Here is a 24,144-nt window from a genome sequence, read left to right as displayed (position 1 = left end):
CGGATGTTTTCAGGGGTTCCTGACTCTCACTCCGATCGACGTGGTGTTGTCTTTCCTCGGATCTGTCGGTCCCCTGGGAGCACCCGGTGAGGTGTCACGCCTCACCGCCGGAGTGACCTAAGGAGAGCCTGCGCCTACAGGTGCTCATCACTGTCTTGTCCGCCGGCCTGGTGGTGCGAGGTGCCGTTCCCCGCCCATACGAACAAATCGGAGCGCGACATGACCGTCATCGCCAATACCATCGGGACGCATCAATCACCCTCAGTTCAATCACCCTCAGTGTTCGCTGGTGTCGGCACGCACAAAGAGATCCACGTCGCGGCCGTCATCGACGCTGCAGGCACCGTTATCGGCACTCACAGCTTCTCAACGACTCGCGCTGGTTACCGGGCGCTGCTGACTTGGGTGCGCAGCCACGGAGAGACCTGATCCGGATCGGCATCGAGGGCACCGGCTCATACGGCGCCGGACTCACTCGGCATCTCGCGAAGAACGATGTGACGGTGCTTGAGGTGGATCGGCCAGACCGTTCGGACCGGCGACGGAAGGGCAAAGACGACGATCTTGACGCGATCAGCGCCGCCCAAGCCGCGCTCCACGAACGACGCACCACGATCCCTAAATCTAAGGACGGCGCAGTCGAAGCCCTCAGAATCCTGCGTCTCGCACGCGCCCAGGCGGTCCGGGAGCGCCGCAAGGCGCTGCAGCTGCTGCGCATGTCGATCGTCGCGGCGCCCGACGAGGTTCGCGATCAGGTCCGCAACCTCACCCGAATGCAACTGATCCGCCATCTCGCGGCTTGGCGCCCCGATGTCTCGAATGCGACTGATCCCGTGGTAGCCTACCGGATCGCGCCGAAGTCATTCGGCCGCCGCTATCTCGAACTCACCGATGAGATCGCCGACCTCGAGGTCCTCATCAACCCCATCGTCGAAGCCCTCGCGCCGCGCCTGCTCGAACGTACCGGCATCGGCATAGAAGTCGCCGGGCAACTGCTGGTCACCGCCGGTGACAATCCCGACCGGCTCCGCTCAGAAGCCTCTTTCGCAATGCTCTGCGGCGTCTCACCGCTGCCCGCATCATCGGGCATGACCCAGCGGCACCGACTCAATCGGGGCGGTGACCGCCAAGCCAACCGGGCCCTCCATTTCGCTGTGATCAGCCCACTCAGGATCGACGAGAGAACGAAGGCCTACGTCGCGAAGAAGACCGCGCAAGGACACTCAAAGATGGAGATCAGCCGCTGCCTGAAACGCTACCTCGCCCGCGAGGTCTACTTCCTCCTCAACCCCGGGACCGAACACATCCGCCCGAACACCAAACCACGCAAGATTGCAGCTTGACTCTTAGGAGAGCATCCAAGGAGTGCAGCGGCGTGCCTAACGATGAAGTTTTTGAACGAGGTTAATCTTCGTCGTCTATTCTGCAAAGCAGCTGCTGGGGGATCTTGCCGGCAAGACCGTGGCGATATTGGGAACGGCATTCAAGCCGAACAGCGACGATGTCAGGGATTCTCCAGCGCTGGATGTCGCTGGCCAGTTATTCAACTGCAGTGCCGACGTGAACGTCTTTGATCCGGAAGCCAACGCCAATGCAGCAAAGCGGTTCCTTCGTCTGAATTACTGCGATTCACTCGTTAGCGCGGTCACGGGGGCTGACATCGTCCTCCTGTTCACCGAGTGGCCTTAATTCATTCAGATGGATCCTAAGGCTGTTGGCACCCTGGTGAAGGGACGCATTGTCATCGATGGTCGCAACGTGCTGGATCCTGTGGCGTGGTCCGAGTCGGGCTGGACCTTCTGTGCGCCAGGTCGCAGGATCGACCATCTGGGCGTTCTCGCGCCGGTATAGCCGGCTGGGTTTCAGGAGCTATCCACCCCATCGGATTGGTGGCCAGCTCGATTGCTGTAGTCAGCAAACTCCTGCTCGCTACCAATACCTCGGTTTCGCTCTCTCCCTCCAGACCTCACTGCGGTAGGCTCGGTATGTGCCGGATTGCCCGGAGTGACCGCAGCGCCGCAGTCACATGCCTACGTGGGATAGGATCACTTTGCAGACAAAGATCACCGCTAACGCAGCTGCGATGAGGCGATGGTTGAGCAAGGCCGAAGAGTCCCTGGGCAACCACAGCGACCGCCTCAACGCCATCAACATTTTCCCAGTGGCAGACGGCGACACCGGCACCAACCTCTACCTCACCGTCCGCGCCGCTTCCCACGCCGCCTCGGCATCCGACACCACCGATCTCGGCGTGCTGCTCCGAATCGCAGGTCAAGCCGCCATGGAGGACGCCCGAGGTAACTCAGGCACCCTCTTCGCCGTATTCCTGTCGGCAGTGGCCGAGCCCCTGCACCACCACACCAGGCTTTCAGGCCCCTTGCTGGCCACCGCATTGCAGCGAGGCCAGATCCGCAGTTGGTCGGCCCTCAGCGACCCGGTGCCCGGCACGATGCTGTCCGTCCTGGAGGCGACGGCCCGCGGAGCGGCCATGGCGGACGGCGCCCAAAACGGAGACGACAGCAACCACGCCCTTGCCCTCACCCTGCAAGCCGCCGTTGAAGCCGCTCTGGAAGCCGTCATCCAGACCGAAAGCCAGCTCGGCGTTCTCACCGCGGCCAAGGTGGTGGATGCCGGGGGAGTGGGATTCCTCCTGATCATGGATGCGCTGCGGGCCGCCGCGCTCGGCGAAGAACTTCAAGACGAACTCCTCGACGGACTCCACGGCTACGACATCCAGGCACCCCACATCCACAACGGCGGCGACGCCGAGGGCGTCGAAGTCATGTGCACCATCAACCTCAGCCCCCTCGACGCCGCCACCCTGCGGCTTCACCTGGACGAGCTCGGCGACTCAGTCATCATGAGCGCCGTCACCGAGGTCGAAGAAGGCTACCGGTGGCGTGTCCACGTCCACGTGCCCACGCCCGAACCGGCGCTGAAACTCATCCAGGAAGCCGGCCATCCAATCAACGTGTCGGTTACCCAGCTGGCATCGCCACGCCAGTCCGACTCGCCGCAATACGGCGACGTGACCCAACTCAAGGACCCCTCCGCACTTGGTGACTCCTCCCCACTCAACGAATCAGCACGGCATAGTGAAGCCCAAGAGGCCAGTGGATAGTCCGAAGACCGGGGAGCTCAGCTCCCCCCTCGATGGGGTTGTCATTCCCAAGGCCAAGGTCAAAGCCTTCGCCGAGACCCTTAACATTCACACCTTTAGCCATCTGCTCAACCATTTCCCGCGCGCCTATTTTGAGCGCGGCGAGCTGACGCCGGTGAGCTCAGTGCCGTTGGGCGAAGATGTGACACTGATTGCTCGGGTGCAATCCGCCAACCTGAGGCAGATGCGCAACCGTAAGGGTTCTCTGTGTGAGGTAGTGATCACCGACGACACCGGGGGCAAGCTCGGCAGTCTCAGCCTCTCCTTCTTCAACGGTCACCAGGCTGCGAGGGATCTACGTCCAGGCGTCCACGCCATGTTCTCCGGCAAGGTCACTGAGTATCGGCACCGGCTGAACCTCACCAACCCCATTTATTCATTGCTCGACGACGACGGGTCCGTCGACCCCGATCTTCTCGAGGCGCCGCTTCCGGTGTACCCGGCGTCGGCGAAGGTTCCCAGCGAAACCATCAAGAAGGCAGTCGGTACACTGCTCGACAGACTGGTGCACTCTCAGTTCAATGACCCGGTGCCGCAGGACATTACGCGCCGGGACAAGCTGATGAATATCACCCAGGCCTATGAGCTGATCCATCGTCCTCACGCGATCGAAGACACCTACCGGGCCAAGCACCGCTTCCGCTACCAGGAGGCGCTGGTTCTGCAGACGGCACTGGCCCGACGTCGGGCGCTCACCTCGCAGGAGGAGGCGACGTCGCGCCGTCCACGCCCGGGTGGACTGCTGGACCAGTTCGACTCCCAGCTGCCCTTCACCCTCACCAACGGGCAGAAAGATATTGGGGAGACCCTCGCTGAGGACCTGTCCTCTTCCCACCCCATGAATCGGCTCCTGCAGGGTGAGGTGGGCTCCGGTAAGACGCTTGTCGCTCTCCGGGCGATGCTGCAGGTGATCGATTCCGGTGGTCAGGCCGCGCTGTTGGCGCCGACCGAGGTGCTTGCCGCACAGCATCTGCAATCCATCACCCGGACGTTGGGGCCATTGGCCATGGGAGGGATGCTCGGGGGAGCAGCTGATGGAACCAAGGTGGTCCTGCTGACCGGCTCGATGTCCACTGCGCAGCGCAAGCACGCAATGCTTGACGCGGCAACGGGTGACGCCGGGATCGTGATTGGGACCCATGCCCTGCTGTCCGAGAATGTGAGCTTTTTCGACCTCGGGCTCATCGTGGTGGATGAACAGCACCGCTTTGGTGTCGAGCAACGCGACGTGTTGCGGTCCAAGGCCACCAATTCGCCGCACGTGCTGGTGATGACCGCAACCCCCATTCCCCGGACGGTCGCGATGACGGTGTTCGGTGACCTCGATGTATCCACCTTGACCGAGCTGCCTGCCGGTAGGGCGCCGATCACTACCCACCAGGTGGGGCTCACCGAACATCCTGCCTGGATTCAGCGCATCTGGGCGCGGGCCAGGGAGGAGATCGACGCCGGGCGTCAGGTGTACGTGGTGTGTCCCAAGATTGGCGACCAAGAAGAGGACTCCACCGCGGTAGAGCTCTACTCGCCCGATGGGCCGCCTGACAGCCGGGGTCCTCAGCAGGAACTAACGTCGGTCAATGAGTTGTTCGAAACGCTGCAGGAAATGCCGGTGATGCAGGGTGTGTCGATTGGGTTGTTGCATGGGCGGCTGGATCCTGTCGAGAAGTCAGCGACCATGGCTCGCTTCAATGACGGAAGCGTTCAGCTGCTGGTCTCCACCACGGTGATCGAGGTAGGTCTGGATGTTCACAACGCCACGATGATGGTGATCATGGATGCGGACCGGTTCGGTATTTCGCAGCTTCATCAGCTGCGTGGCCGGGTTGGTCGTGGCGGGCATCCCGGTACCTGTCTCTTGGTGACGCAGCTTGACCCGGATCATCCCAGCAGGGAAAGGCTTGCTGCTGTTGCGTCCACTACCGACGGCTTCGAACTGTCACAGAAGGACCTTGAACTGAGGCGCGAAGGCAACATTCTCGGGGCCTCGCAGTCCGGTGGGCGGTCGGCGTTGAAGTTCCTGCGCGTGGTCAAGGACGTGAAGATCATTGAGAAGGCTCGCGAAGATGCCCAGCAGATCGTGGCGCACGACGTCGATCTGGTGGACCATCCAGACCTCGCCGAGGCGATGGATCTCTACCTGAATCCCGAGAAGGAAGCCTTCCTGGAACGGGGCTAGTCCTTTTGTTCTGTGGAGGACCAGTGGCCACTCCTCCTCCACATTGGGGATGTTCACTGGATCACTCGAATCTATGTTCGATAAAATTGATTCATGGCTATCACCCCATTCGAGCAGCAGACCGATACTCCTCGGTATCTCGCCTGGTTGAATACTGAACTGTCGGGGATTGCTGACTCTTTTCGTTCGGAGAGTCTGATCATGCCCACTCGTGAACTTGCCGAAATCGCGGTGGCTATCGAACAGGTCGCCAGAACTGCCGAGCAACTTCAGCTGATTGCGGCACACGCGGTGGAACATCAGAATGTGGCGGTAGTCGGTGAGTCCGACCAGCGGATCACTCTTGGCGTGTCCGACGGCGATTCCTCCAAGGGAGCGCTGAACCGCACGGGGTGCAGAGACAACGCCGAGTATCTTCGGAACACTTTGCGAATCAGCAAGAGTGATGCGAAGCGGCGGATTCGTGTATCCGGTCAGGTTTTGCCCTCCGTTCAGTTGAATGGTCAGCCGCTTGCTCCCCGGCTGGAACATCTTGGGGCTGCGATTGCTCGATCGGAAGTCAGCAGCCAGGCTGCCACCTTGATCAGTTCGGCCATGGAAAGAGTCAAGCCGTTTGCTTCGTCCAAGGATCTGGACGAGATGGAGGCCACTCTGACTAGGCAGGCAGTTGTCTCAGATCTGGATGTGCTGAGGGTGCTGATTCAGCGGTGGGAAAGTTTGCTCAACCCTGATGGCTCTGAACCAACCGAAGAGGTTTTGCGGGCGCGGCAGGGAGTTTTTCTTAGGGGTAAGCGTCATGGTCTGCACTTCATGGAGATCTCAGCGACCGACGAACAGTTCGAAGACCTGATCACGGTGATGTATTCAGCCACCAACCCAAGGGCCAGGGCAGGACTGTCGGCTGCTGAAGCAGAAAAGTTGGGTGACGTGGATAAGACTTTAGGTGCAGGTGCAGGTGCAGGTGCAGGTACAAGGACAGGTGCGGGCACAGGTGCAGGTGCAGGTGCGGGCACAGATGGGGGTGTAGACGCCGGCGCACAGCCGTCTGGTGCCGGGGCGGATTCTTCGAACGCTGAGGCGACTTTGTTCGGTTCATCCGGAGATTCAGCTGCTCAGGGAGCAGGGACCATTCCGGAAGAGGAGCTTGATCGGTCGACGTGGGCGCAGCAGTTGCTGGATGGCTTGGTGGGTGCATGTCGAATTGCCTTGGCTAGCAGCAAGCTTTCCGATGCCGGAGGGATGAGGCCGCAGGTGTTGGTCACCATCAACTACAAGGACTTGGTGGCCGATGTCGGTAGAGCTGGTCATGCAGCGTTTGGCGGTTTGATCAGTGCTCGGTCGATTCGTCGGATTGCCTGCGATGCGAATGTCTTACCCGTGGTGCTTGGAACGCAAGGCCAGGTTCTCGATGTGGGGAATCCTCGTCGTTTGTTTCCTCCCTCTATCCGTAAAGCATTGGCCGCGCGGGATGGTGGATGTGCGTTTCCGGATTGCATGATGCCGTCGCCCTGGACCGAGGGTCATCACATCCTTCCGTGGAGTAGAGGTGGACCGACCACGGCAGATAACGGAGTCTTGCTTTGCACTAGGCATCACCATTTGGTTCACCAAGATGAATGGAAGATCGAGGTGAGGGACCGGATTCCGTGGTTTGTTCCGCCGCGGTATATCGATCCGGCGCAGAGACCTCGACAGAACCACTATCACCGGGATCATCCCCATGAGCAGGATCGCAATCCGTTGGTCACGGGTTGATGTGCCGTCTGACTTGCTAGGCTTCGCCGCCCAGGGGCTTCAATTGCCAGCGAATTCTCCACTTGCTCGTCGGGGCAGTCCCGTTTGCAAGACCAGATCCTGGATCAGATCTGCGCCATGAGGGCCGGCACCGCAGCCGTGCCCTCAAGCCACTGGGTCTGGGCCTGACGATCAAGGTTGTCCGGTCGTGTCTACAGAAGCCGCTCGTCCATGACGAGTGCGTTTATGAGACGCAGTGGTTTTACTGAGCAGTGCAGGGGGACGTCATGCGCGCGTCCGCTGGCACGTTGCGGTCGGCCTAGAGGCCCTCGACGGCTTCCAATCGTCCGGAACAAACCGCGTTGGCGAAGGCCCGGTAATCCTGCTCGTTCTGGTCCGCGTAGCGCTCGGAGAAGTCGGTGATCGACACGTCGAATTTAGCACTTTTGCCCATATAGGCAGCGATTGCGACCGGGTCACCGGAGCGGGCATGCGCCCGGGCCAGGGTCCAGCCGCAGATTCCGGCGTAGATGGTCATGTTGAGCGGTTTCATTCCCTCCACGACGGCTGAGCCCTTCATATCACGTAACTGGCGCCAGTACAGGTACCGGTTTTCCTGCGCGCCCTTGGTCCACCCCAGGAAGATGTCGCTTGCTGCCTGCATCATCCGCTGCCCCTGCACCACGCGCTCGCCCGGCTGTTTGAACTTGCTCTTAGGTAAGTGGTCCTCGAGCACGGATTGCGTGGCCTCCTTGAGTTGCAGGAACAACGGGTCTTCCTGATCGCGCCCCTGGAGCAAAGCGATGAACGCCCGGGTGCCAACGCTGCCGACGCCGACAACCTTGCGGGCGACGTCGATGACTTCGAACCGTTCGAGCAGGTGACGCCGGTCGTCCTGGAGCGTGGCCCGGTAGGAACGGAGCTGCTCGCTGATCACGTGCTCAAGTTCATCGGCAGACATGCCGAGCGATCCGCCCAGTTCCCGGGCCGGGATGACTATCGGCGGCTGACTGACGATCCGGTACTTCCCGTCCACGAGTTCGCCAAGCTTGGAGAGGGCCTGCAGGCTGTCCCGGGTGCGGGCCTTGGCGATGTTTTTCCGCGCCGTCTTTTCCAGGCCCTCGGCTTTCTTGAGGGTCTTGCCCTTGGGCGTCGACGCAGCCATGTTGATGGTTTCCAGTAGCTGTTCCTCGGATAGCTGGGCGTACCAGATGTCCAGAGTGCGCATTTGCGCGAACTCGGCCATCGCTTCCCGGTAGGCCCGGACCGCGGTCAGCGTCACGTCGTGTGTTTCTGTCCTGGTGAAGGCATTGTTCTGGGCAGCGATGGTGAAGCTCGCGGACATGCGCTTGACGTCATATTCAAACGGTCCCGGGAGCGTCTCGTCGAAGTCATTGAGGTCAAAGAGCAGGTTCCGCTCCGGCGAGGCAAATACGCCAAAGTTCGACAGGTGGGCGTCTCCGCACAGCTGGGTGATCAGGCCGGCCCGTGGAGTGTCCTTCAGATCAGCGGCCATGATCTTGGCCGCACCCCGGTAGAAGGTGAACGGCGAGGCCAGCATCCGGCCGTGCCGCACCGGCACAAGGTCCTGTTCCCGGGTGCGGTTCTGCTCCTCGAGGAGCGCGACCGGATCCGGCCGATCGGGATCGGGAACCCACCCCGTTGGGCTGGAGACCGGTGTTTTCTTCCGGCAACTCTTGCCCTTCGCGATCCGCTCCTCAACGCTCCGGTGCTTGATTCTGGTTTCGGCCATGACCAGGGACCTCCCTTTGCATCAGGAACCACCACCGGCACTGGCCACCAGGGAGTAGGTCCTTGCGGAGCGCGCTCGCGTGTCTTGGCTCAATAGGGCGATTATGGCCCCGACCTGACCCATCGTCAACGCGCGCTGCTGAATGATCCGGCCCTGGGGTCGACATGTTGAAGGCGGGTCGTCCGAAGACACCTGTGATGCTCATAGAGCACAGGCATACGTTCCACCAGAACTCTGTCGAAGCGCGTCCTACGTTGAGTGGTATCCGTGCAGCCTTTGGCGTTAAGGACGTTTCAGCCCGGTCTTGGTGGAACGGCTGTTGCGGGTAGATGGGCAGGGGAGTTACAACGCAGGAGCGGGTGATTTCGGCCATGGTGAATTACCGGGCGGCGTACACGGCACCGTGCTAACGGCGGCAGGCGTCTTACTGAGTGAAATCCGGGTGACATGCTGCCCCGTCCTCCTGCCCAGAACAACCGCGGTACCGGCATCCTGAAGGCACTGGTTCGGCCGCAGCTGGGCATCGAATACTCACCTTGATGGCTGCAACTCAAACGGAGACCACTTCTGTGGTTAGAACTGGGTTCACGTGGCGGCTCGACCGTCGATGCCTCTTTGGTGTACCCCAAGGCCTTGGAGCAGGGCGACCACGAGCCGATCGGCATACGGGTCGCTGATACGGCAACGAGCGATCACATAACGTCGTCACGAAGCGATCACATAGCGACGCCAAGAAGCGATAGCATCCACAGTCATTGAGTGTCGAGTTCTGAGTGTCGAGTTCTGAGTGTCGAGTTCTGAGTGTTGAGTTCCTGGGTCCTGGCGACTAGCGACTGGCGACTGGCGACAGGTTCCCTCGGCACCGCTGCGGACACCCGGGGTCTTGCTCGGCACCGCGGGACCTTCGACTCTATGTCGTCGGCTGGGACAGCGGTCGAATGAAGAGTGGGTGAATCGGTGGAGGCCGCAGACTCTGGATTGACGGCATTTGGTCTCCAGATGAGTATCACCCCCTCCAGGAAAGTGAGGATCCCCCGCCAGGAAGCCACGGATATGTCAAAAGAGCAGCTCACCAGTTCGCCGTCCCCGACCGTCCCGGCCGAGCCGAGCCGACTGAGCACCACCTTCGATAGACCGTGGGTAGGACTCGCAGCCACTGTGGCTGTGACGGTCGGGTATGCACTGATGGCCGGTTGGCTGACTCCCCGAGGCCCACTGACGGAGGTCGAGGCCGTAGTAACTGTGGCGATGAGTCTGCTGGTCGGCACCGCCAGCGGCGTCGCTCTTCGCTCGCGGTGGGCGGTCCTTATTGCACCAGTACTTTTCCTCGTATCGTTCGAGCTCGTCCGTGCAGGTGTTCAAGGCCCAACCGTGGACGAAATTCAGCTCAACTCGATCTACGGCGTCGTCGCGTTTGTTACCGGACGCGGGTTCCACGGGCTTCTGGTGCTGATCCCGATGATGTTTGGCGCCATCTTGGGCGCTGCGCTCGAACGGCGGAGAGTGCAGCGCAACAGCCAGGATCCTAGCGCTCCAATTCGCCGGCGGACACGGACAGTCCTGCTCCGCGGGCTGACGGCCCTGACCGGTGTGTTCGTTCTTCTTCTCGGCTTCTTCGTCGCCTTGCCGGGCTCCACAGACGCTATCTTGGCCGAAGACGGCACATCGTTGCCGGGAAGCGTCTCCGAGTTCGCAAGTGTGGATGTCGGAGATCATCGGCTGAGCGTAATGATCCGAGGGCGCAGCGATACGAACCCGGTCCTCCTGTTCCTTGCTGGAGGTCCCGGAGGAACCGAATTGGGAGCAATGCGCAACCACGGGGGAGCCCTGGAGGAGGATTTTGTCGTCGCGACCCTCGACCAGCGAGGCACCGGCAAGTCGATGGACCAGTTCGAGCCGGCATCAACCCTCACGCTGGAGAACGCAATTAGCGACGCACTAGCTGTTACTGAGTATCTTCGCCAGCGGTTCGGGCAGGACCGTATCTACCTGGTGGGACAATCGTGGGGTTCAACGCTCGGGGTCCTCCTCGCGGATCGTGAACCGCAGCTCTACCAGGCCTTCGTTGGCGTCGGCCAAATGGTGAGCCAGCGTGCCACTGACATCATCTTTTATGAAGATGCGCTGGAGTGGGCGCGCACCACAGGCGACGGCGGGCTGGCGTCCACGCTTGAAGCGTACGGTCCGCCGCCCTACACCGACATCAGGGGCTACGAACCGGCGATCGGAACCGAGCAATTGGTTCATCCGTACGACCGAACGCCGAACGCCGAGGGTTCGGGTCAGAATTCCGAAGGGCTTTTTGTTGAGGAGTACTCCAACGTTGAGAAGGTCCGGAACCTCGGCGCCACCCTCGACGTTTTCGCTGTGCTCTATCCGCAGTTGCAAGAGATTGACTTTCGAGAACAGGTGACGAGGCTGGATATCCCCGTGTATCTGGCGCAGGGGCGTTACGAGGCTCCTGGCCGTGCCGTCCTCGCGCAAGAGTGGTACGAAGTGCTGACCGCTCCCTCCAAGGAACTACGTGTGTTTGAGACTTCAGGGCACCGACCAATGTGGGAGCAGCCAACCGAGTTTCACCGGCTTATGTTGGAGGTGCTGCAGGATACGAGCGGATAGGAAGCCCCCGGTTTGCCATCTATGGCAGGTCGACCGCACCCGCTTATGGTCTGTACATCCGCTCGCAACAGCACCCACCAGCAACCTGATGGCGGCCCCGATCCCTGCGCCGCCATATTGCCGCCACTTTCGGCAGACAATAATCGGTGGCCAAACGTCCCACCTCTTGTCGATACAGTTGAAACATGAGTCGAATTATCGCCGGAGCCGCTGGAGGCATACCCCTATTCAGCGTTCCGGGTACAGCAACACGGCCCACCACTGACAGGGTCAAAGAGGCGTTGTTTTCTCGTCTCGACGCCTACGAGGTCATCGCCGATGCCAGAGTACTCGACCTCTTTGCTGGCTCAGGCTCCCTGGGCGTCGAAAGCGCAAGCCGCGGAGCGAAGATCGTCGACCTGGTGGAATCGGCCGACAAAGCCGCGGCAGTCAGCCGAACCAACGCCGATCTGGTGAACAAAACCCTCAAAAACCAGACTGTCCGGGTACACCATCTTAAGGTAGAAACCTACCTGGATCGGGCTCTTCCGTCGGATCAATGGGATCTCGTATTGATGGATCCTCCCTATCCGGTAGAAAACGACGCACTGTCCGGCATCCTTGAAACCCTGGTTCCCCACCTGGCAGAGGGTGCTGTTGTCGTACTGGAACGCTCATCGCGCTCGCAGGAACCTGAATGGCCGGCCGGTCTGGAACGGTTTGCCGAAAAAAAGTATGGCGAAACCAAGCTATGGTTCGCAGAACCGACCGAGCCAGCGGTTTAGTGTCCTTGGTACGGACCGCCACGGTATGCCAGACAACCCCAAGATTCCCTTCTGCTGCTATCGGAATAGCGTCAGAAGGGAGGCATGGTTACGGTCTTCCTTCTGCACGGTAGAGGAATGCTGCCATTGCGTCGCGGTTAACCGGCTGCAGCGCACGGTACGTGCTCGTGCCATTCGGCTCTTTCCAGCCGGTGCTGATGTTCTGGGCTGAGAGCCAGGACATTTCCTTGTAGAAGAGCTGGTTGGTGGAGACATCCGCGAAGGGGGACTGCTTCGGAGGTGTGTAGGCGGGGGATCCGGCTGCGCGGTAAAGGAATGCTGCCATTGCGTCACGGTTGACTGGCTGCAGCGGACGATAGGTGCGGGTCCCGTTCCTTTCTTTCCAGCCGGTGCTGATGTTTTGGGCTGAGAGCCAAGACATTTCCTTGTAGAAGAGTTGCTTGGTGGAGACATCCGCGAAGGGGGACTGCTTCGGAGGTGTGTAAGCGGGGGATCCGGCTGCACGGTAGAGGAATGCTGCCATCGCGTCACGGTTGACCGGCACAAGGGCACGGTAGGTGCTGGTGCCGTTTGGCTCTTTCCAGCCTGTGCTGATGCCTTGTGAAGCGAGCCAGGACATCTCCTTGTAGAACAGCTGTTTGGTGGAGACATCGGCGAAAGGCGAGACCTTCGGCGGTGCGTAAGGCGCGTTACCACTGCTGAAGGTGGTCGTCCATTTCGCGGTGGCACCGGGTTCAAGAACGTAATCGGTACTAGCCCGTGCGGTCACAGTGACGGTACCTTTACCTGCGTAGACGCCTTCAGCAATTGGCTTACCGGTGAGTAGGTACTCAACACCGATGGTGAAAGGGATCGTAACCGTGTCCTTGGCGGTGCCGTCCCTGTCCGTAAACACCACGGGTGCAGGAGTTACCCGGTAGGGGGTTTCCTTGAATTCCATGGTCCAACGCGTCGTGGCACCATCTCGAATGATGTACGTGGGTTTAGCTTTCGCGTAGACGATCACGTAACCCTTCCCCGGGTAAGTGCCAGCGGGGGTGCGAGTATCGCCGATGGTGTATTCGACACCCTCTGTTGAAGGGATCGTGATTGTGTCCTGGCTTGTGCCGTCCTTGTCGGTGAACACCACCGGTGCCGGAGTTACCGTGGTGGACGGCCGGACAAAAGTGTAGGACCAGGACACTGTTCCGATGACCTTGTAACCTGGCTGTGCTCTCGCTTCGATATTGATCCGGCTCCAGCCAGAATGGTAAGTGCCCGCCGGAGTCTTTTTCTGGTTGACGAAGTAATCGACGCCTTTCACAGCGGGGATCGTGTAGTTACCCGTCGAGTTATCCCATGTCGGCGCCTGGGTCGTCACCTGGCTGAGGGGTGGCGGCTCCGGCACATCCAGGGAAGGCTTCCCGTCGAAGTAGTCCTGCGCAGTTGCGTAGGTTCCCACCGGAGGTTCTTCAAAAGTGAAGAAATTGACCGTCCCATACATCGTGTGGTTGAGCGGCTCATTCTGGTAATCCTTATTGCCCGTGATGGAAATGCCGACCCCGATGGTTTCGAGCGCGGGGTCGCTCATGATTACGTTGTGTGTCGGCGATGCATCCCACTGGTTCACCAGACCTTGACCCGAGGTGTCCCACCGGGCGGCAATGATCTCGGCCGCCCTCACCCACCGGCCGTCTACCCTGGGATCATAGGCATAGTCCGGGTTGTGAAAAAAGGCTTGGTTCGTCGCCATGTAGTCGGACCAGTCTTCGGCAACCTCTGAGACAGTGACGTTGAAGGTGACCGGTTCCAGCCCCTTGTTCGCACGGAAAACGTTGATGCCGTTGAAAACGTCAAGGATCTGTTGCTTGTTGGCAAGATCAAGGGTACTTGGGGCGGGGCTCGCCTGAATGACATCAGACTCGGGGCTGGCCGCCGCTGGCGCTGCCCCAAGGGAGAAACTAGTCGCCACCAGCAGCAAGCCAACGAAACCAGCAAGAATCTTCCTGACACCGCTGCGGACCTGTCCATGTTTCCCAGAATGCGGCCGTGCCAACGTGGGACGACCTAGGTCGGCGGTACGGGTCTGGACAGGGTGGTGCCCGGAAAATAGTGACATTGAATTCCCCCAGAGAATATTGATCGAGACCCTCAAAGCATAAACCACATAGTTACTCTGAAATACCCAATTTTCCACAGGTTTTATGGCCGAAAGTCAGTACCCTCGTGGGCGCAAAAGCCTATTCAGATGTCGGATACATCAGACAAAAGGCGCTACGTCCGACCCGAGCGGTGTCTACGACGAGAAACCTGTTGCCTTCTGCCGAAAATCCTCTTCCAGACGCTCAAACCAGAAGTGAGCAACAGCCTGGTACGACGGCCGAAACGCATACAGACAAGCAAGCCGCAATCTGGTCGATGCAGAATAGGCATGCATACGGGTGTGCGACACATTCATTGCCGAAGCGGTGTCGAGAATTGCCTGCTCGGCGGTCGACGCCGCAGCAGCAGAGAAGACACCCTGCGCTCGCCAAACATCGATATGAACCAAAAGGTTTGCCAAATCCAACCAGAGCCTGATGGGCTTGGACTGATTGATTGCCAGATTGCGGGGCGTACAGCCGTCGCTGCCCTTGGAAATGCCAGGAAGCACCACCCAGTCCCAGCTGCCGGGACTGTCGAACCGGGCAGCCTGCGATTCGCCGGTGACCAGCAAGCCGGTGACTGTGCAACCGGTCAACCCCCGAAGGCTTGCCGTCAAAGAGTGGGCCAACGCCAGATTGCGTCGGGTATGGCCCAGCCCGGAGGGCCTCATGCGAGTAGCGCACAACACGGAGTTCTTTGGAAGGGTGCTCGGTCGAGGACAGTTCCTCCAACGAGTGCGTCTGAGACACATACGTTTCCATGGTGGTGACCGATCTTCCCCCGCGGTGATGTAACTGCCGCAGGTTCTCTATCTAGTCAGTCACCTATGAGACGTTCGTGAGCCCCTGATGAGAACTCTAATCCGCGCCCGACGACGACCGGAATGGTCCGAAGGATGTCTGTTGGAACAACCCGCCTCATGCACAAACCCGGCCGTCCTAGTGGACAACCGGGTCTGTGACGCTGTGAAACTTGGAGCGAGGTCCTACTGCGGTTGGTAGGACAGGCAATCAGCAGTATCAGCGCCGTGGCCAATGGTCACATTGGTCTTGCCGCACATCAGGTGGTCGTTGAAGGTGCATTCGGTGCGCTGACAAGCACCGACGTGAGCCAATACCATCGGCAAACCACCGGTCGCCGACGTGTCGATGAAGGTCGAACACGATGCATGATCGCGGCTACCACCGACAGTGATCGCGTAGGCAGTACAGCCGTCGTGATTGAAGGAGCAGGAGTCCACACTGCACTCTGAAACGCTCGCAACTTCGGTAGTCATGGTTCCTCCATTTGTAGCAATCAGCGGTGTCAACAGGATCAACACCGCATGACACGTGGTCTATGCACCAACGGTACTGCTGAATGAATGAAAAAACAGCCGATAAAGGCAATTCTATAGCGCACATTAAATTAGCGTATTTATTGCTTTCGTATTGCGGAGGGGTGAATAGCATATTGCCCGCTCAGGCGTTACCGCGGTCCCGCAGAGAATGCAACAAGTTCGGAACCGGTCACCACAACACCTGGATGCGGACCCGCCGCTACCAGCGGATCCGACCACTCGGCTGGCCACACCGAATCGGTTCCCACCAGCACGATATTCCCAGCCAGTTGCCCTCCGATCATTCCCGCATCAGCCAACACCGCGACGTCGTTGGCCGCCTCCTGTAACCGACGAACCTGGGCACGCGCAAACGTCAGCGGGGAATCGTCCCCAACATTGACGAGAACAACTCCGCCCGGAGCCGCCAGCGAGGTCAGCGCCTGATAGAACGCTTGATCGGTGAGATGGACGGGTGCATCATCGCCGGCAAACACGTCGAGCACCACTGCATCAAACGAGCCTGGCTCAAACCTGTCGAGCGCCGCCCGGGCATCCTCGATCAGCAGGGAACACCGGGTGCCTTCAGGCAGCGGCAGATGCTCCAGCACAAAGTCCAACAACTCCCGTTCCAGTTCGACCGCAACCTGCTCAGAGCCCGGCCTCGTCGCCTGGACATAGCGAGCCAACGTCAACGCGCCAGCACCGAGATGCAACACCCGAATTGGCTCACCGGCAAGCTTGAAAATATCCAGGACATTCGCAATACGCCGCAGATACTCGTAGAAAACGTGTCTGGGATTCCCCAGATCAACATGCGATTGTTGGGCACCGCCAATACTGAGAATGTAGGCGCCCTCGGTGAACGCGTCTTCATCAATTTCGGCTAGCTGGCCAATGTCGGCCAAATGAAGGGTGGGCACAGCACCATCCTCGTCGGAGCACAGTTCAACACCCTTCACAGCCGCGACCGCAACGTCGACAGACGGTCAGCTGCTTCTTCGAGCACCTCGGTCTTCTTGCAAAACGCAAACCGGAGCAACGAACTGGTCCGTGCGGCGCCGTCGGGATGGCAAAAGACAGCCACCGGAATAGCCGCAACCCCCAGCAGTTCGGGCAACCGCCGAGCCAACGCGGTGGCATCCGAAATTCCCAGCGGCGCTGCGTCGACGTTCACGAAGTACGTGCCCTGGGGTGTGAAGACATCGAATCCGGCAGCCTCAAGGCCGGCACTGAGAATGTCCCGCTTACGCTGCAGCGTTGCTGCGGTCGTCTCGAAGAAGCTTTCGTCGAGACCCAAACCGTGTGCAACGGCGCTCTGGAAGGGAGTCCCGGAGCTGTAGGTCAGAAAGGTCTTTACCGTACGGACCGCCGAAATGAGTTCCCGCGGCCCACTGATCCACCCAATTTTCCAGCCGGTGACCGAGAACGTCTTCCCTGCCGAGGAAATGGTGAGCGTGCGGTCCGCAGCGCCCGGCAACGACGCAATCGGCACATGCCTGACGCCGAAGGTGAGGTGTTCATACACCTCGTCGGTCACGATCACCGAGTTGTGCTTCACCGCAAGATCGACGATCTTCTGCAACACCTCGCGCGTAAACACGGTGCCCGTGGGATTATGCGGATTGTTGAGCAGAATAATCCGGGTATTGGCGTTGACAGCCCGCTCGAGGGCGTCCAGATCGGGCTGAAAATCGGGAGCCGACAACGGAACAGTGGTGTGGGTGGCGCCACTGAGGCCGATCGTCGCGCCATACGAGTCATAGAACGGTTCAAAGGTGAGCACCTCATCACCGGGTCCGGCAAGGGCCAAAACTGTTGACGCAATGCCCTCGGTCGCGCCGGTGCTGACGATAATCTCGGTGCCGGGATCCGGGGTCAGCCCATAGAACCGCTCCTGATGGGCAGCGATGGCTTCCCGCAGCACCGGCAATCCCTGCCCCGGCGCATACTGGTTCGCGCCGGCCGCAATGGCAGCACGGGCAGCCTCAAGAATCTCAGCCGGACCATCCTCATCAGGAAAACCCTGCCCCAGGTTGATGGCACCGTGTTGCAGCGCCAACATGGTGATTTCCTCGAAGATCGTGACACCGAGGCGCCCATCGGAGGCCAACAGATTGGCGCCCGACGCTGTCCGTTGCCATGGCGTAGGGGTTGTGGCGGTGCCGGTCACCAGTGAAGAAGTAGTTGAACTCATGCACTCAAGTATTGCGGTTATGACGCCGCACCGCCGCGGCCGGGTGTACCGCAGCGCACTTCACTGTAGATTCGAACCATGCGTCGCGCAGTCTGCCCCGGATCCTTTGACCCCATCCACAACGGTCACGTGGAGGTCATCGCCCGAGCCGCAAGCCTTTTTGATGAGGTGATCGTTGCGGTGTCCAACAACCCAGCCAAAAAGTACCGGTTCGACCTAGATGAACGCCTCGAGAGCGTCCGCGAAACCCTCCAGTACCTCCGGGGCGTGTCAGTCCTGCCCATGAGCGAAGGTCTGCTGGCTGACTTTTGCCGCTCACATGGCGCCAACCTCATCGTCAAGGGTCTGCGGTCCAGCCAGGACTTCGACTATGAACTGCCCATGGCCACCATGAACCGCCAACTCACCGGCGTCGAAACCGTCTTCATCCCGGCCGAAAATAGCTACACCCATCTTTCGTCGTCGCTCCTGAAAGAGGTCGATTCACTCGGCGGAGACATCTCGCCGTTCGTTCCCAAGGGTGTGCTGAAAAGGCTCAAACGGCCCTCATCGTAGGGTCCCAATTAATCGGACGAATCTGGGCCGATGAAGTAGTCTGGCCTGATGAACGACAAGACCCGCCTCGCACCCGAAGATCCGTTCCCGGAGGACCTTGATGACCTGGCCGACGGTGAAGTGGAAGTGCTGAACAGCAAAGTCCACCGTCAGATCGACGAGGAGTATGTCGACCAGGGTCAGCCGCACCCCGAGACCGAATTCCGCAAGGAAGAGCTCGACGAGGAACTCGACGAGCGCGACGACGACGGCACGCCGGACGACGCAGCTAAGCCGCAGGACTCAACCCAATAGCGAAGGTTGCCAGGAGAAGGCGCGGTCCACTGGTTTTTACTTTCGTTGCGGTAGCGGCGACTGACGCTGATCTGTAGACGGCCACCGTCGAGCACGGCTCGGCACCGGCAATGGTCCCGGTTGGCGCCGAATAAATTGATGAACGGGTGGGCCGCGAACGCGCGGCCCGCCATTTTTTCTATTCTCCTATTGCATTCCCAAGTTATTTGCAGGGTCTTGATGACAACTTCCACCTAACGGTAAACACACTCGTGCCGTTGTTGGGGGGCCTCGGCGACAAAGAGCTGGGTCCATCACAGGGGAGTAGATATGGGCATCAAACCGCGGCACCGTTCTCCGGGCCGCAAAACCAGCACAAAGTTGACAGCACTCGCAGCAGGCAGTGCCGTTGTTCTCTCCGGGATCGTTTTGCCTGGACAGTTAGCCGGAGCAGCGCCTCCTCCCGGACAGGATTTCAATGTCACCACTGGTGACCTTGAATTTATTCTCAAGCAGATCGCAATCTCAGAAGCCCACGCCGAAGACGTCGTGGTCGATAACCTTCCCGATTCGTCGCCGCTATGTAATGACGGAAATACCTTCAATACTGCGGAGCAGACACACTACGACGCCGACGGCGATCCTTGTGTGGGCAACATTTCGTCGCCGTTTGGTCTAAGAACCGTTGACGGTCGGTGGAACAACCTTCTACCGGATCAGGACGGGTGGGGAGCCGGAGGGCAAATCTTCCCCCGCCTCCTCGCCGCCGAGTTCCGCGAGGCTGAACCGGCACCTCCGGGCTCGCCGGGTGGGCCACCTCCGGGTGAAGCCCCCGGAGCAGCAACCAGTTACGAGCAGACTGAAGGTTTTGTCTATGACTCTTCTCCCCGGAACGTCAGCAACCTCATCGTTGACCAAACCACCAATAACCCAGCCGCAGTTGCCGTGTCAGAGAGGGTTGAAGGATCCGAAATTGTCCCTGTCACAGTAGCTAATCGCCTTGAAGGTGCCAATCGTTTTGGCACAGCCGCGGCTGTCAGCGCCGACACCTTTGGCCCCGATGTTCCAGTGGTCTACATCGCCCGCGGCGACCTCTTTCCTGATGCGTTGACCGGCGGGCCAGCGGCTGCGTCCGGCAACGGTCCTATCCTGTTGACTAGCACCAGTGCAATCCCGGCTGAAACAGTGGCGGAACTCCAACGCCTAGTTCCCCAGCGCATCGTCATACTCGGTGGTCCGGAAGCGGTAAGCGCCGGTGTGGAAGCCGCCCTGCAGGATTACACCACAGGCACTGTTACCAGGCTAGCGGGAGATGACCGCTACGAAACCGCGGCGGCCATCAGCGCGGGTACCTTCGCCGCTGATATTGGCAAGGTCTACATCGCAACCGGGCAAGACTTTCCCGATGCCTTGATCGCCGCCGCGCCGGCGGCGCGCGATGGACACCCGGTCTTGTTGACGACCAGCAATTCTCTTCCCGCATCCACCATCACGGAACTGCAGCGGTTGGCCCCCCAAGAGATTGTCGTTGTAGGCACCACTGAACGCGTCAGCGAGGCTGTAGTAACTCAACTGGCTGACTATACCGCTGGCGCGGTCACCCGCGTTGATGGTGCCGATCGCTACGAGACCGCTGTGGCTCTGTCACAGTCCAACTACGCGCCAGGTGTCACCCATGCGTTCATAGCCCGCGGCACGGATTTCCCCGACGCTCTTGCGGGCTCCTACCTCGCGGGCCTGCGTGGTGGACCGCTGTTGCTCGTCCCTGACGTCGGCGCCATGCCAGCATCCGTCTCCGCAGAACTGGAACGTCTGGCCCCGCAGACCGTAACAATCCTTGGTGGCCCAGTAGCCGTTCCGGCTGAGACGGAAACGACGGTAGCAGAGTTGCTGCCAGGAACGCAGATCTTCATCCCGGATGTTGCAACCGATGAAGGGCTGTCGGCTTCTGCAACGTCACTGTTCACCATTTTCGGTCAGTTCTTTGACCACGGACTCGACCTGATCTCGAAGGGTGGCAATGGAACCGTAGTAGTTCCCCTGCGGCCAGACGATCCGCTGTACGTAGAGGGTTCACGCACCAATTTCTTCATGCTGGACCGCGCAACCATCGATACGGGCGAAGCCGGGACCGAACGGAATCACACCAACCGCACCACTCCGTTTGTGGACCAGAACCAGACCTATGCTTCTCACCCTTCACATCAAGCTTTCCTGCGTGAGTACGAATCCACAGCGACTGGGCCAGTGCCTACGGGACGCCTGCTCAACGGAGCGGATGAGGACAGCTTGGCCACTTGGGCGGATACTAAGGCTCAGGCTCGCGAACTGCTTGGCATCAATCTCAGGGACCTGGACGTCCTCAACGTTCCGCTCCTGAAGATGGATCCATACGGGCGTTTTGTTCCTGGCGCTAATGGATACCCGCAGGTCGCCTTCGAGGATGGTTTCATTGAAGGAAACCCTGCGGCGCCGATCTCAACCGTAGGTGCGTTGGGTGCAAACAACGCTTTCCTGGACGATATCGCCCATGGCGCTGTACCCGATGAGCTGGCCGGCTATGACAACGCTGCGCTTGATGCGCACTTCGTCACCGGTGACGGGCGTGGCAACGAAAACATTGCGCTAACGGCAATTCACCAGGTGTTCCACTCAGAGCACAACCGGGTTATGGAGCAGGTCGACGCGTTCCTGCAGGAACCGGAACAGGCGGCACTACTGGCCGCGTATCAAGAGGAGGGTTTCTGGGATTATGGTGAGCGGCTGTTCCAGGCAGCCCGGTTCTTCACCGAAATGCAGTACCAACACCTCGTATTCGAGGAGTTCGCCCGCCGGATCCAACCGTCAATTGATCCGACAGTCCTCAACGAGAACTCCTACATGCCGGACGTAAATCCAGCAATCTCCTCGGAATTCGCCAACGTTGTATACCGGTTTGGCCATTCAATGCTCACCGACACCGTTGACCGCGATTTTGGTGGTGTGGTGGAGAAGCAACCGTTGCTGGACGCATTCCTTGATCCGGTGGGATACAAGCTCGGGCCAAACGGTGAAGAGTTGACGTCAAAGGCTGCGGCCGGGTCCGTGATCAAGGGCATGGCCAACCAAACCGCCGCCGGTATCGACGAATTCGTTGCCGATACGCTACGCAATCAGCTACTCGGACTCCCCTTGGATCTCGCATCGATCAACATATTGCGTGCCAGGGAAACCGGTGTTCCAGGCTTGCAAAGCGCACGGCAGACGTTCTATAACGAGACACTGATGCCGCAACTGGCTCCCTACACCAGTTGGGAGGATTTCCGGCTCGGAATGAAGAACCCTGAATCCATTCTCAACTTCGTAGCAGCCTACGGAAACCACCCGACCCTTCAGTCTGCAACGAGCATGGCGGACCAGCGTGCTGCCGCTACAACGCTCATTGCCGACACAACGTTCATGAATGCGCCGGCTGCCGATACAGGAGTAAACAACATTGACTTCTGGATGGGTGGTCTCGCTGAGAAGCCGTTCGTCTTCGGCGGAATGATGGGTTCGACCTTCAGCTTCGTCTTCGAAAACCAGCTGGAGAACCTGCAGAACGGTGACCGTTTCTACTACCTCAACCGCAACCTCGGGAACTCCCTGTTCCATGCATTGGAAGCGAATTCACTGTCGCAGATTGTCGATAGGAACACCGAAACTTATAATCTGCAGCACGATCTGTTCGCAGCACCGCAGATCACCTTCGATCTGTCTAACCCAAGTGCTGCTGCCAACGCTGGGATGACCTTCATCAACGGCCAGGCACGGTTCACCGCAGGGGATCATGTTTCCATCCACGGCACCGTCGGCGACGACAACATCCGGGCAGGCATCGGCGACGACTCCATCTGGGGCGGTGCCGGCAATGACCGGATTGAGGGAGACGACGGCAACGACACTATTATGGGCGGCGACGGCGACGATATCCTTACGGATCTGAACGGCGACGACAGGATTCAGGGCGAGGCGGGTAACGATGCCATCAACGGCGGGCCCGGGATTGACCTGCTGTTCGGAGGTTCAGGAAAGGACGTCATCTACGGCGGCCAAGACAACTCGACGATCTTCGGCGGAATCGATGATGACTTCATCCGCGGTTCAACCGGACCCGATGTCATCACCGGTAATGAGGGCAGTGATTGGATTGAAGGCGGACCCGGCCACGACCTGATGTCAGGTGACAACAGCAACACCATGATGAATGATCCCAACTTGTGGCACGGCGGACACGACGTGCTCATCGGGGGAACAGGAAACAACGATCACGATTCGGAGGGCGGCGACGACATCATGGTTGCCGGCGCCGGCACCGAACGGTTCGGCGGCATGCTCGGCTTTGACTGGGTGACCTACAAGGACAACCCTTACCCGGTCAACGCGGACCTGTCGATCCTGCAGATCATGCCGGACACCCTGACCGCCATCCGCGACAGGTTCCTCAACGTTGAAGGGCTCTCCGGTTGGAACAGCAATGATGTTCTCCGTGGTGCTGCAACCGAGGACGACATCACAGCACCATCGATCGGAACGCTCGGCTATGGGCACCGGCTAACGCAGGAGCACCTTAACCGAGTCGAGGGTCTTCGCGACTTGCTCGGTGGCGGGGAACGTCCTGAATACGCGGTGCCGTTCCTGGTTGGCGAGCCAAACACCGAGGATGATTTCAACAACAACATCATCCTCGGCGGCCCGGGTAACGACCTGATTGAGCCCCGTCTAGGACGGAACTTCGTCGATGGCGGTGCTTGGGTGGACGTCAACGTAGTCTGGCGGCCAGGCGGCGTAGCTGAACCCATCGCCGAACGGCAAAAATCGATTACTGCCTTCCAGGTGAGGATTTTCTCCGGGGCTATCAACCCGGGCGACCTCTTCATCGAGCGGAGAATCATGGATGCTGACGCCGAGTCTCCGGACCAATTGGACACCGTTGTCTACGCGGAACCAAGGGACGAATTCACGATCGAGGAACTGCCTGACGGAGCCATTCGCGTCACCAATACCCTGGATCCCGCGATTCGCTCGGATGTTCTCAAGAACATCGAGGTCCTTCAGTTCAGTGACGAAACAGTGGATGTCTCCAATGGGATCGCAGCTCCGGTTGCTCTATCCACGGATACTGTCGCACTGGACAACGACGCCGCAGCCGTTGGCGATACCGTCACGGTGACGGCAGACATCGATCCTGCAGCAGAAGGCATCACCTTCGAATTGCAGGCGGTTGACAATGCTGGCGGTAACGCCGCTACGGCGACGACCCAGAGCAACACCACCGGGGAGTTTGTCATCACCGAGGCCGAGGAAGGGTTCCAGCTACAAGTAGTGGCAACCTTCACCGACGCTGATGGCACTCCGGTCCAGGTGGCGTCTGAAGCCACAGCAGCAGAGGTGGCGCCAGAACCATAACTAACTGAACTAAACGCAACTGACTAGAAGGGACCCGTAGCTTA

The 24,144-nt window shown here is 59.7% G+C and carries 16 protein-coding genes and 1 pseudogene; 11 read left to right on the top strand and 6 right to left on the bottom strand.

Annotation, left to right across the window (positions count from 1 at the left end; all coding sequences use genetic code 11):
• The first annotated feature begins 219 nt into the window (after positions 1-219).
• The 6 genes and pseudogenes from ACX80Z_RS13700 (at position 220) to ACX80Z_RS13675 (ending at position 7,091) form a co-directional block, all read left to right on the top strand.
• A pseudogene (locus tag ACX80Z_RS13700) lies at positions 220-1,343 on the top strand (IS110 family RNA-guided transposase).
• A gap of 127 nt (positions 1,344-1,470) precedes the next feature.
• Positions 1,471-1,689 carry a UDP binding domain-containing protein gene (locus ACX80Z_RS13695; protein WP_459316246.1) on the top strand — a complete coding sequence of 73 codons (219 nt, stop codon included), beginning with the start codon at positions 1,471-1,473 and terminating at the stop codon, positions 1,687-1,689.
• A gap of 9 nt (positions 1,690-1,698) precedes the next feature.
• A complete protein-coding gene (locus ACX80Z_RS13690) occupies positions 1,699-1,851 on the top strand; it encodes a hypothetical protein (protein WP_459316245.1) in 153 nt (50 codons plus the stop codon).
• Positions 1,852-2,083: 232 nt separating this feature from the next.
• On the top strand, positions 2,084-3,121 hold the full coding sequence (locus ACX80Z_RS13685; protein ID WP_459316244.1) for a DAK2 domain-containing protein: 1,038 nt from the start codon (positions 2,084-2,086) through the stop codon (positions 3,119-3,121).
• The gene (locus tag ACX80Z_RS13680; RefSeq protein ID WP_459316243.1) at positions 3,114-5,336 is read left to right on the top strand and encodes an ATP-dependent DNA helicase RecG; all 2,223 of its coding nucleotides are present in this window, start codon (positions 3,114-3,116) and stop codon (positions 5,334-5,336) included. The genes ACX80Z_RS13685 and ACX80Z_RS13680 overlap by 8 nt, the downstream gene beginning before the upstream one ends.
• A gap of 93 nt (positions 5,337-5,429) precedes the next feature.
• Positions 5,430-7,091, top strand: a complete 1,662-nt coding sequence (locus ACX80Z_RS13675) for an HNH endonuclease signature motif containing protein (RefSeq protein ID WP_459316242.1) — start codon at positions 5,430-5,432, stop codon at positions 7,089-7,091.
• A gap of 298 nt (positions 7,092-7,389) precedes the next feature.
• On the opposite strand, the gene ACX80Z_RS13670 is transcribed toward ACX80Z_RS13675, so the two are convergent.
• Positions 7,390-8,823 (bottom strand): DUF2252 domain-containing protein, encoded by a 1,434-nt coding sequence (locus ACX80Z_RS13670; protein WP_459316241.1) that lies wholly within the window; start codon positions 8,821-8,823, stop codon positions 7,390-7,392.
• A gap of 999 nt (positions 8,824-9,822) precedes the next feature.
• Here ACX80Z_RS13670 and ACX80Z_RS13665 point away from each other — a divergent pair.
• Positions 9,823-11,442 (top strand): alpha/beta fold hydrolase, encoded by a 1,620-nt coding sequence (locus tag ACX80Z_RS13665; protein WP_459316240.1) that lies wholly within the window; start codon positions 9,823-9,825, stop codon positions 11,440-11,442.
• 185 nt (positions 11,443-11,627) lie between these two features.
• Entirely contained in the window at positions 11,628-12,206 is a 579-nt protein-coding gene (gene rsmD / locus ACX80Z_RS13660) for a 16S rRNA (guanine(966)-N(2))-methyltransferase RsmD (RefSeq protein ID WP_459316239.1), read from the top strand.
• Positions 12,207-12,294: 88 nt separating this feature from the next.
• Here the strand turns inward: rsmD and ACX80Z_RS13655 are convergent, their stop codons facing one another.
• The 5 genes from ACX80Z_RS13655 to ACX80Z_RS13635 form a co-directional block, all read right to left on the bottom strand.
• Complete coding sequence (locus tag ACX80Z_RS13655; protein WP_459316238.1) at positions 12,295-14,304, bottom strand: CAP domain-containing protein; 2,010 nt, start codon at positions 14,302-14,304, stop codon at positions 12,295-12,297.
• A gap of 177 nt (positions 14,305-14,481) precedes the next feature.
• Positions 14,482-14,901, bottom strand: a complete 420-nt coding sequence (locus tag ACX80Z_RS13650; RefSeq protein ID WP_459316237.1) for a hypothetical protein — start codon at positions 14,899-14,901, stop codon at positions 14,482-14,484.
• 414 nt (positions 14,902-15,315) lie between these two features.
• A complete protein-coding gene (locus tag ACX80Z_RS13645) occupies positions 15,316-15,606 on the bottom strand; it encodes a DUF1540 domain-containing protein (RefSeq protein ID WP_019482952.1) in 291 nt (96 codons plus the stop codon).
• Positions 15,607-15,797: 191 nt separating this feature from the next.
• Positions 15,798-16,571: a spermidine synthase gene (locus tag ACX80Z_RS13640; RefSeq protein WP_459316236.1), complete on the bottom strand. Its 774-nt coding sequence runs from the start codon at positions 16,569-16,571 to the stop codon at positions 15,798-15,800.
• 35 nt (positions 16,572-16,606) lie between these two features.
• Positions 16,607-17,845, bottom strand: coding sequence for an aminotransferase class I/II-fold pyridoxal phosphate-dependent enzyme (locus tag ACX80Z_RS13635; protein WP_459316235.1), 1,239 nt, complete (start codon positions 17,843-17,845; stop codon positions 16,607-16,609).
• Positions 17,846-17,923: 78 nt separating this feature from the next.
• Here ACX80Z_RS13635 and coaD point away from each other — a divergent pair, with 78 nt between their 5' ends.
• From coaD to ACX80Z_RS13620, 3 genes are all read left to right on the top strand, one after another.
• A complete protein-coding gene (gene coaD, locus ACX80Z_RS13630; RefSeq protein WP_019482949.1) occupies positions 17,924-18,400 on the top strand; it encodes a pantetheine-phosphate adenylyltransferase in 477 nt (158 codons plus the stop codon).
• A gap of 48 nt (positions 18,401-18,448) precedes the next feature.
• On the top strand, positions 18,449-18,694 hold the full coding sequence (locus ACX80Z_RS13625) for a hypothetical protein (protein WP_459316234.1): 246 nt from the start codon (positions 18,449-18,451) through the stop codon (positions 18,692-18,694).
• Between the two features lie 408 nt (positions 18,695-19,102).
• Positions 19,103-24,100: a peroxidase family protein gene (locus ACX80Z_RS13620; RefSeq protein ID WP_459316233.1), complete on the top strand. Its 4,998-nt coding sequence runs from the start codon at positions 19,103-19,105 to the stop codon at positions 24,098-24,100.
• Positions 24,101-24,144: the final 44 nt, after the last annotated feature.

It is taken from the genome of Arthrobacter sp. TMT4-20 (assembly GCF_054510775.1).
Note: the sequence above shows the minus strand (reverse complement) of the source record. Positions and strands in the feature narration are given on the sequence as shown.

Excerpts from the sequence above, each read along its gene's own strand:
- ACX80Z_RS13655 (WP_459316238.1), bottom strand. The coding sequence starts at position 14,304 with ATGTCACTATTTTCCGGGCACCACCCTGTCCAGACCCGTACCGCCGAC.
- ACX80Z_RS13625 (WP_459316234.1), top strand. The coding sequence starts at position 18,449 with ATGAACGACAAGACCCGCCTCGCACCCGAAGATCCGTTCCCGGAGGAC.
- ACX80Z_RS13635 (WP_459316235.1), bottom strand. The coding sequence starts at position 17,845 with ATGAGTTCAACTACTTCTTCACTGGTGACCGGCACCGCCACAACCCCT.
- ACX80Z_RS13690 (WP_459316245.1), top strand. The coding sequence starts at position 1,699 with ATGGATCCTAAGGCTGTTGGCACCCTGGTGAAGGGACGCATTGTCATC.
- ACX80Z_RS13665 (WP_459316240.1), top strand. The coding sequence starts at position 9,823 with ATGAGTATCACCCCCTCCAGGAAAGTGAGGATCCCCCGCCAGGAAGCC.
- coaD (WP_019482949.1), top strand. The coding sequence starts at position 17,924 with ATGCGTCGCGCAGTCTGCCCCGGATCCTTTGACCCCATCCACAACGGT.
- ACX80Z_RS13685 (WP_459316244.1), top strand. The coding sequence starts at position 2,084 with ATGAGGCGATGGTTGAGCAAGGCCGAAGAGTCCCTGGGCAACCACAGC.
- ACX80Z_RS13645 (WP_019482952.1), bottom strand. The coding sequence starts at position 15,606 with ATGACTACCGAAGTTGCGAGCGTTTCAGAGTGCAGTGTGGACTCCTGC.
- rsmD (WP_459316239.1), top strand. The coding sequence starts at position 11,628 with ATGAGTCGAATTATCGCCGGAGCCGCTGGAGGCATACCCCTATTCAGC.
- ACX80Z_RS13675 (WP_459316242.1), top strand. The coding sequence starts at position 5,430 with ATGGCTATCACCCCATTCGAGCAGCAGACCGATACTCCTCGGTATCTC.
- ACX80Z_RS13670 (WP_459316241.1), bottom strand. The coding sequence starts at position 8,823 with ATGGCCGAAACCAGAATCAAGCACCGGAGCGTTGAGGAGCGGATCGCG.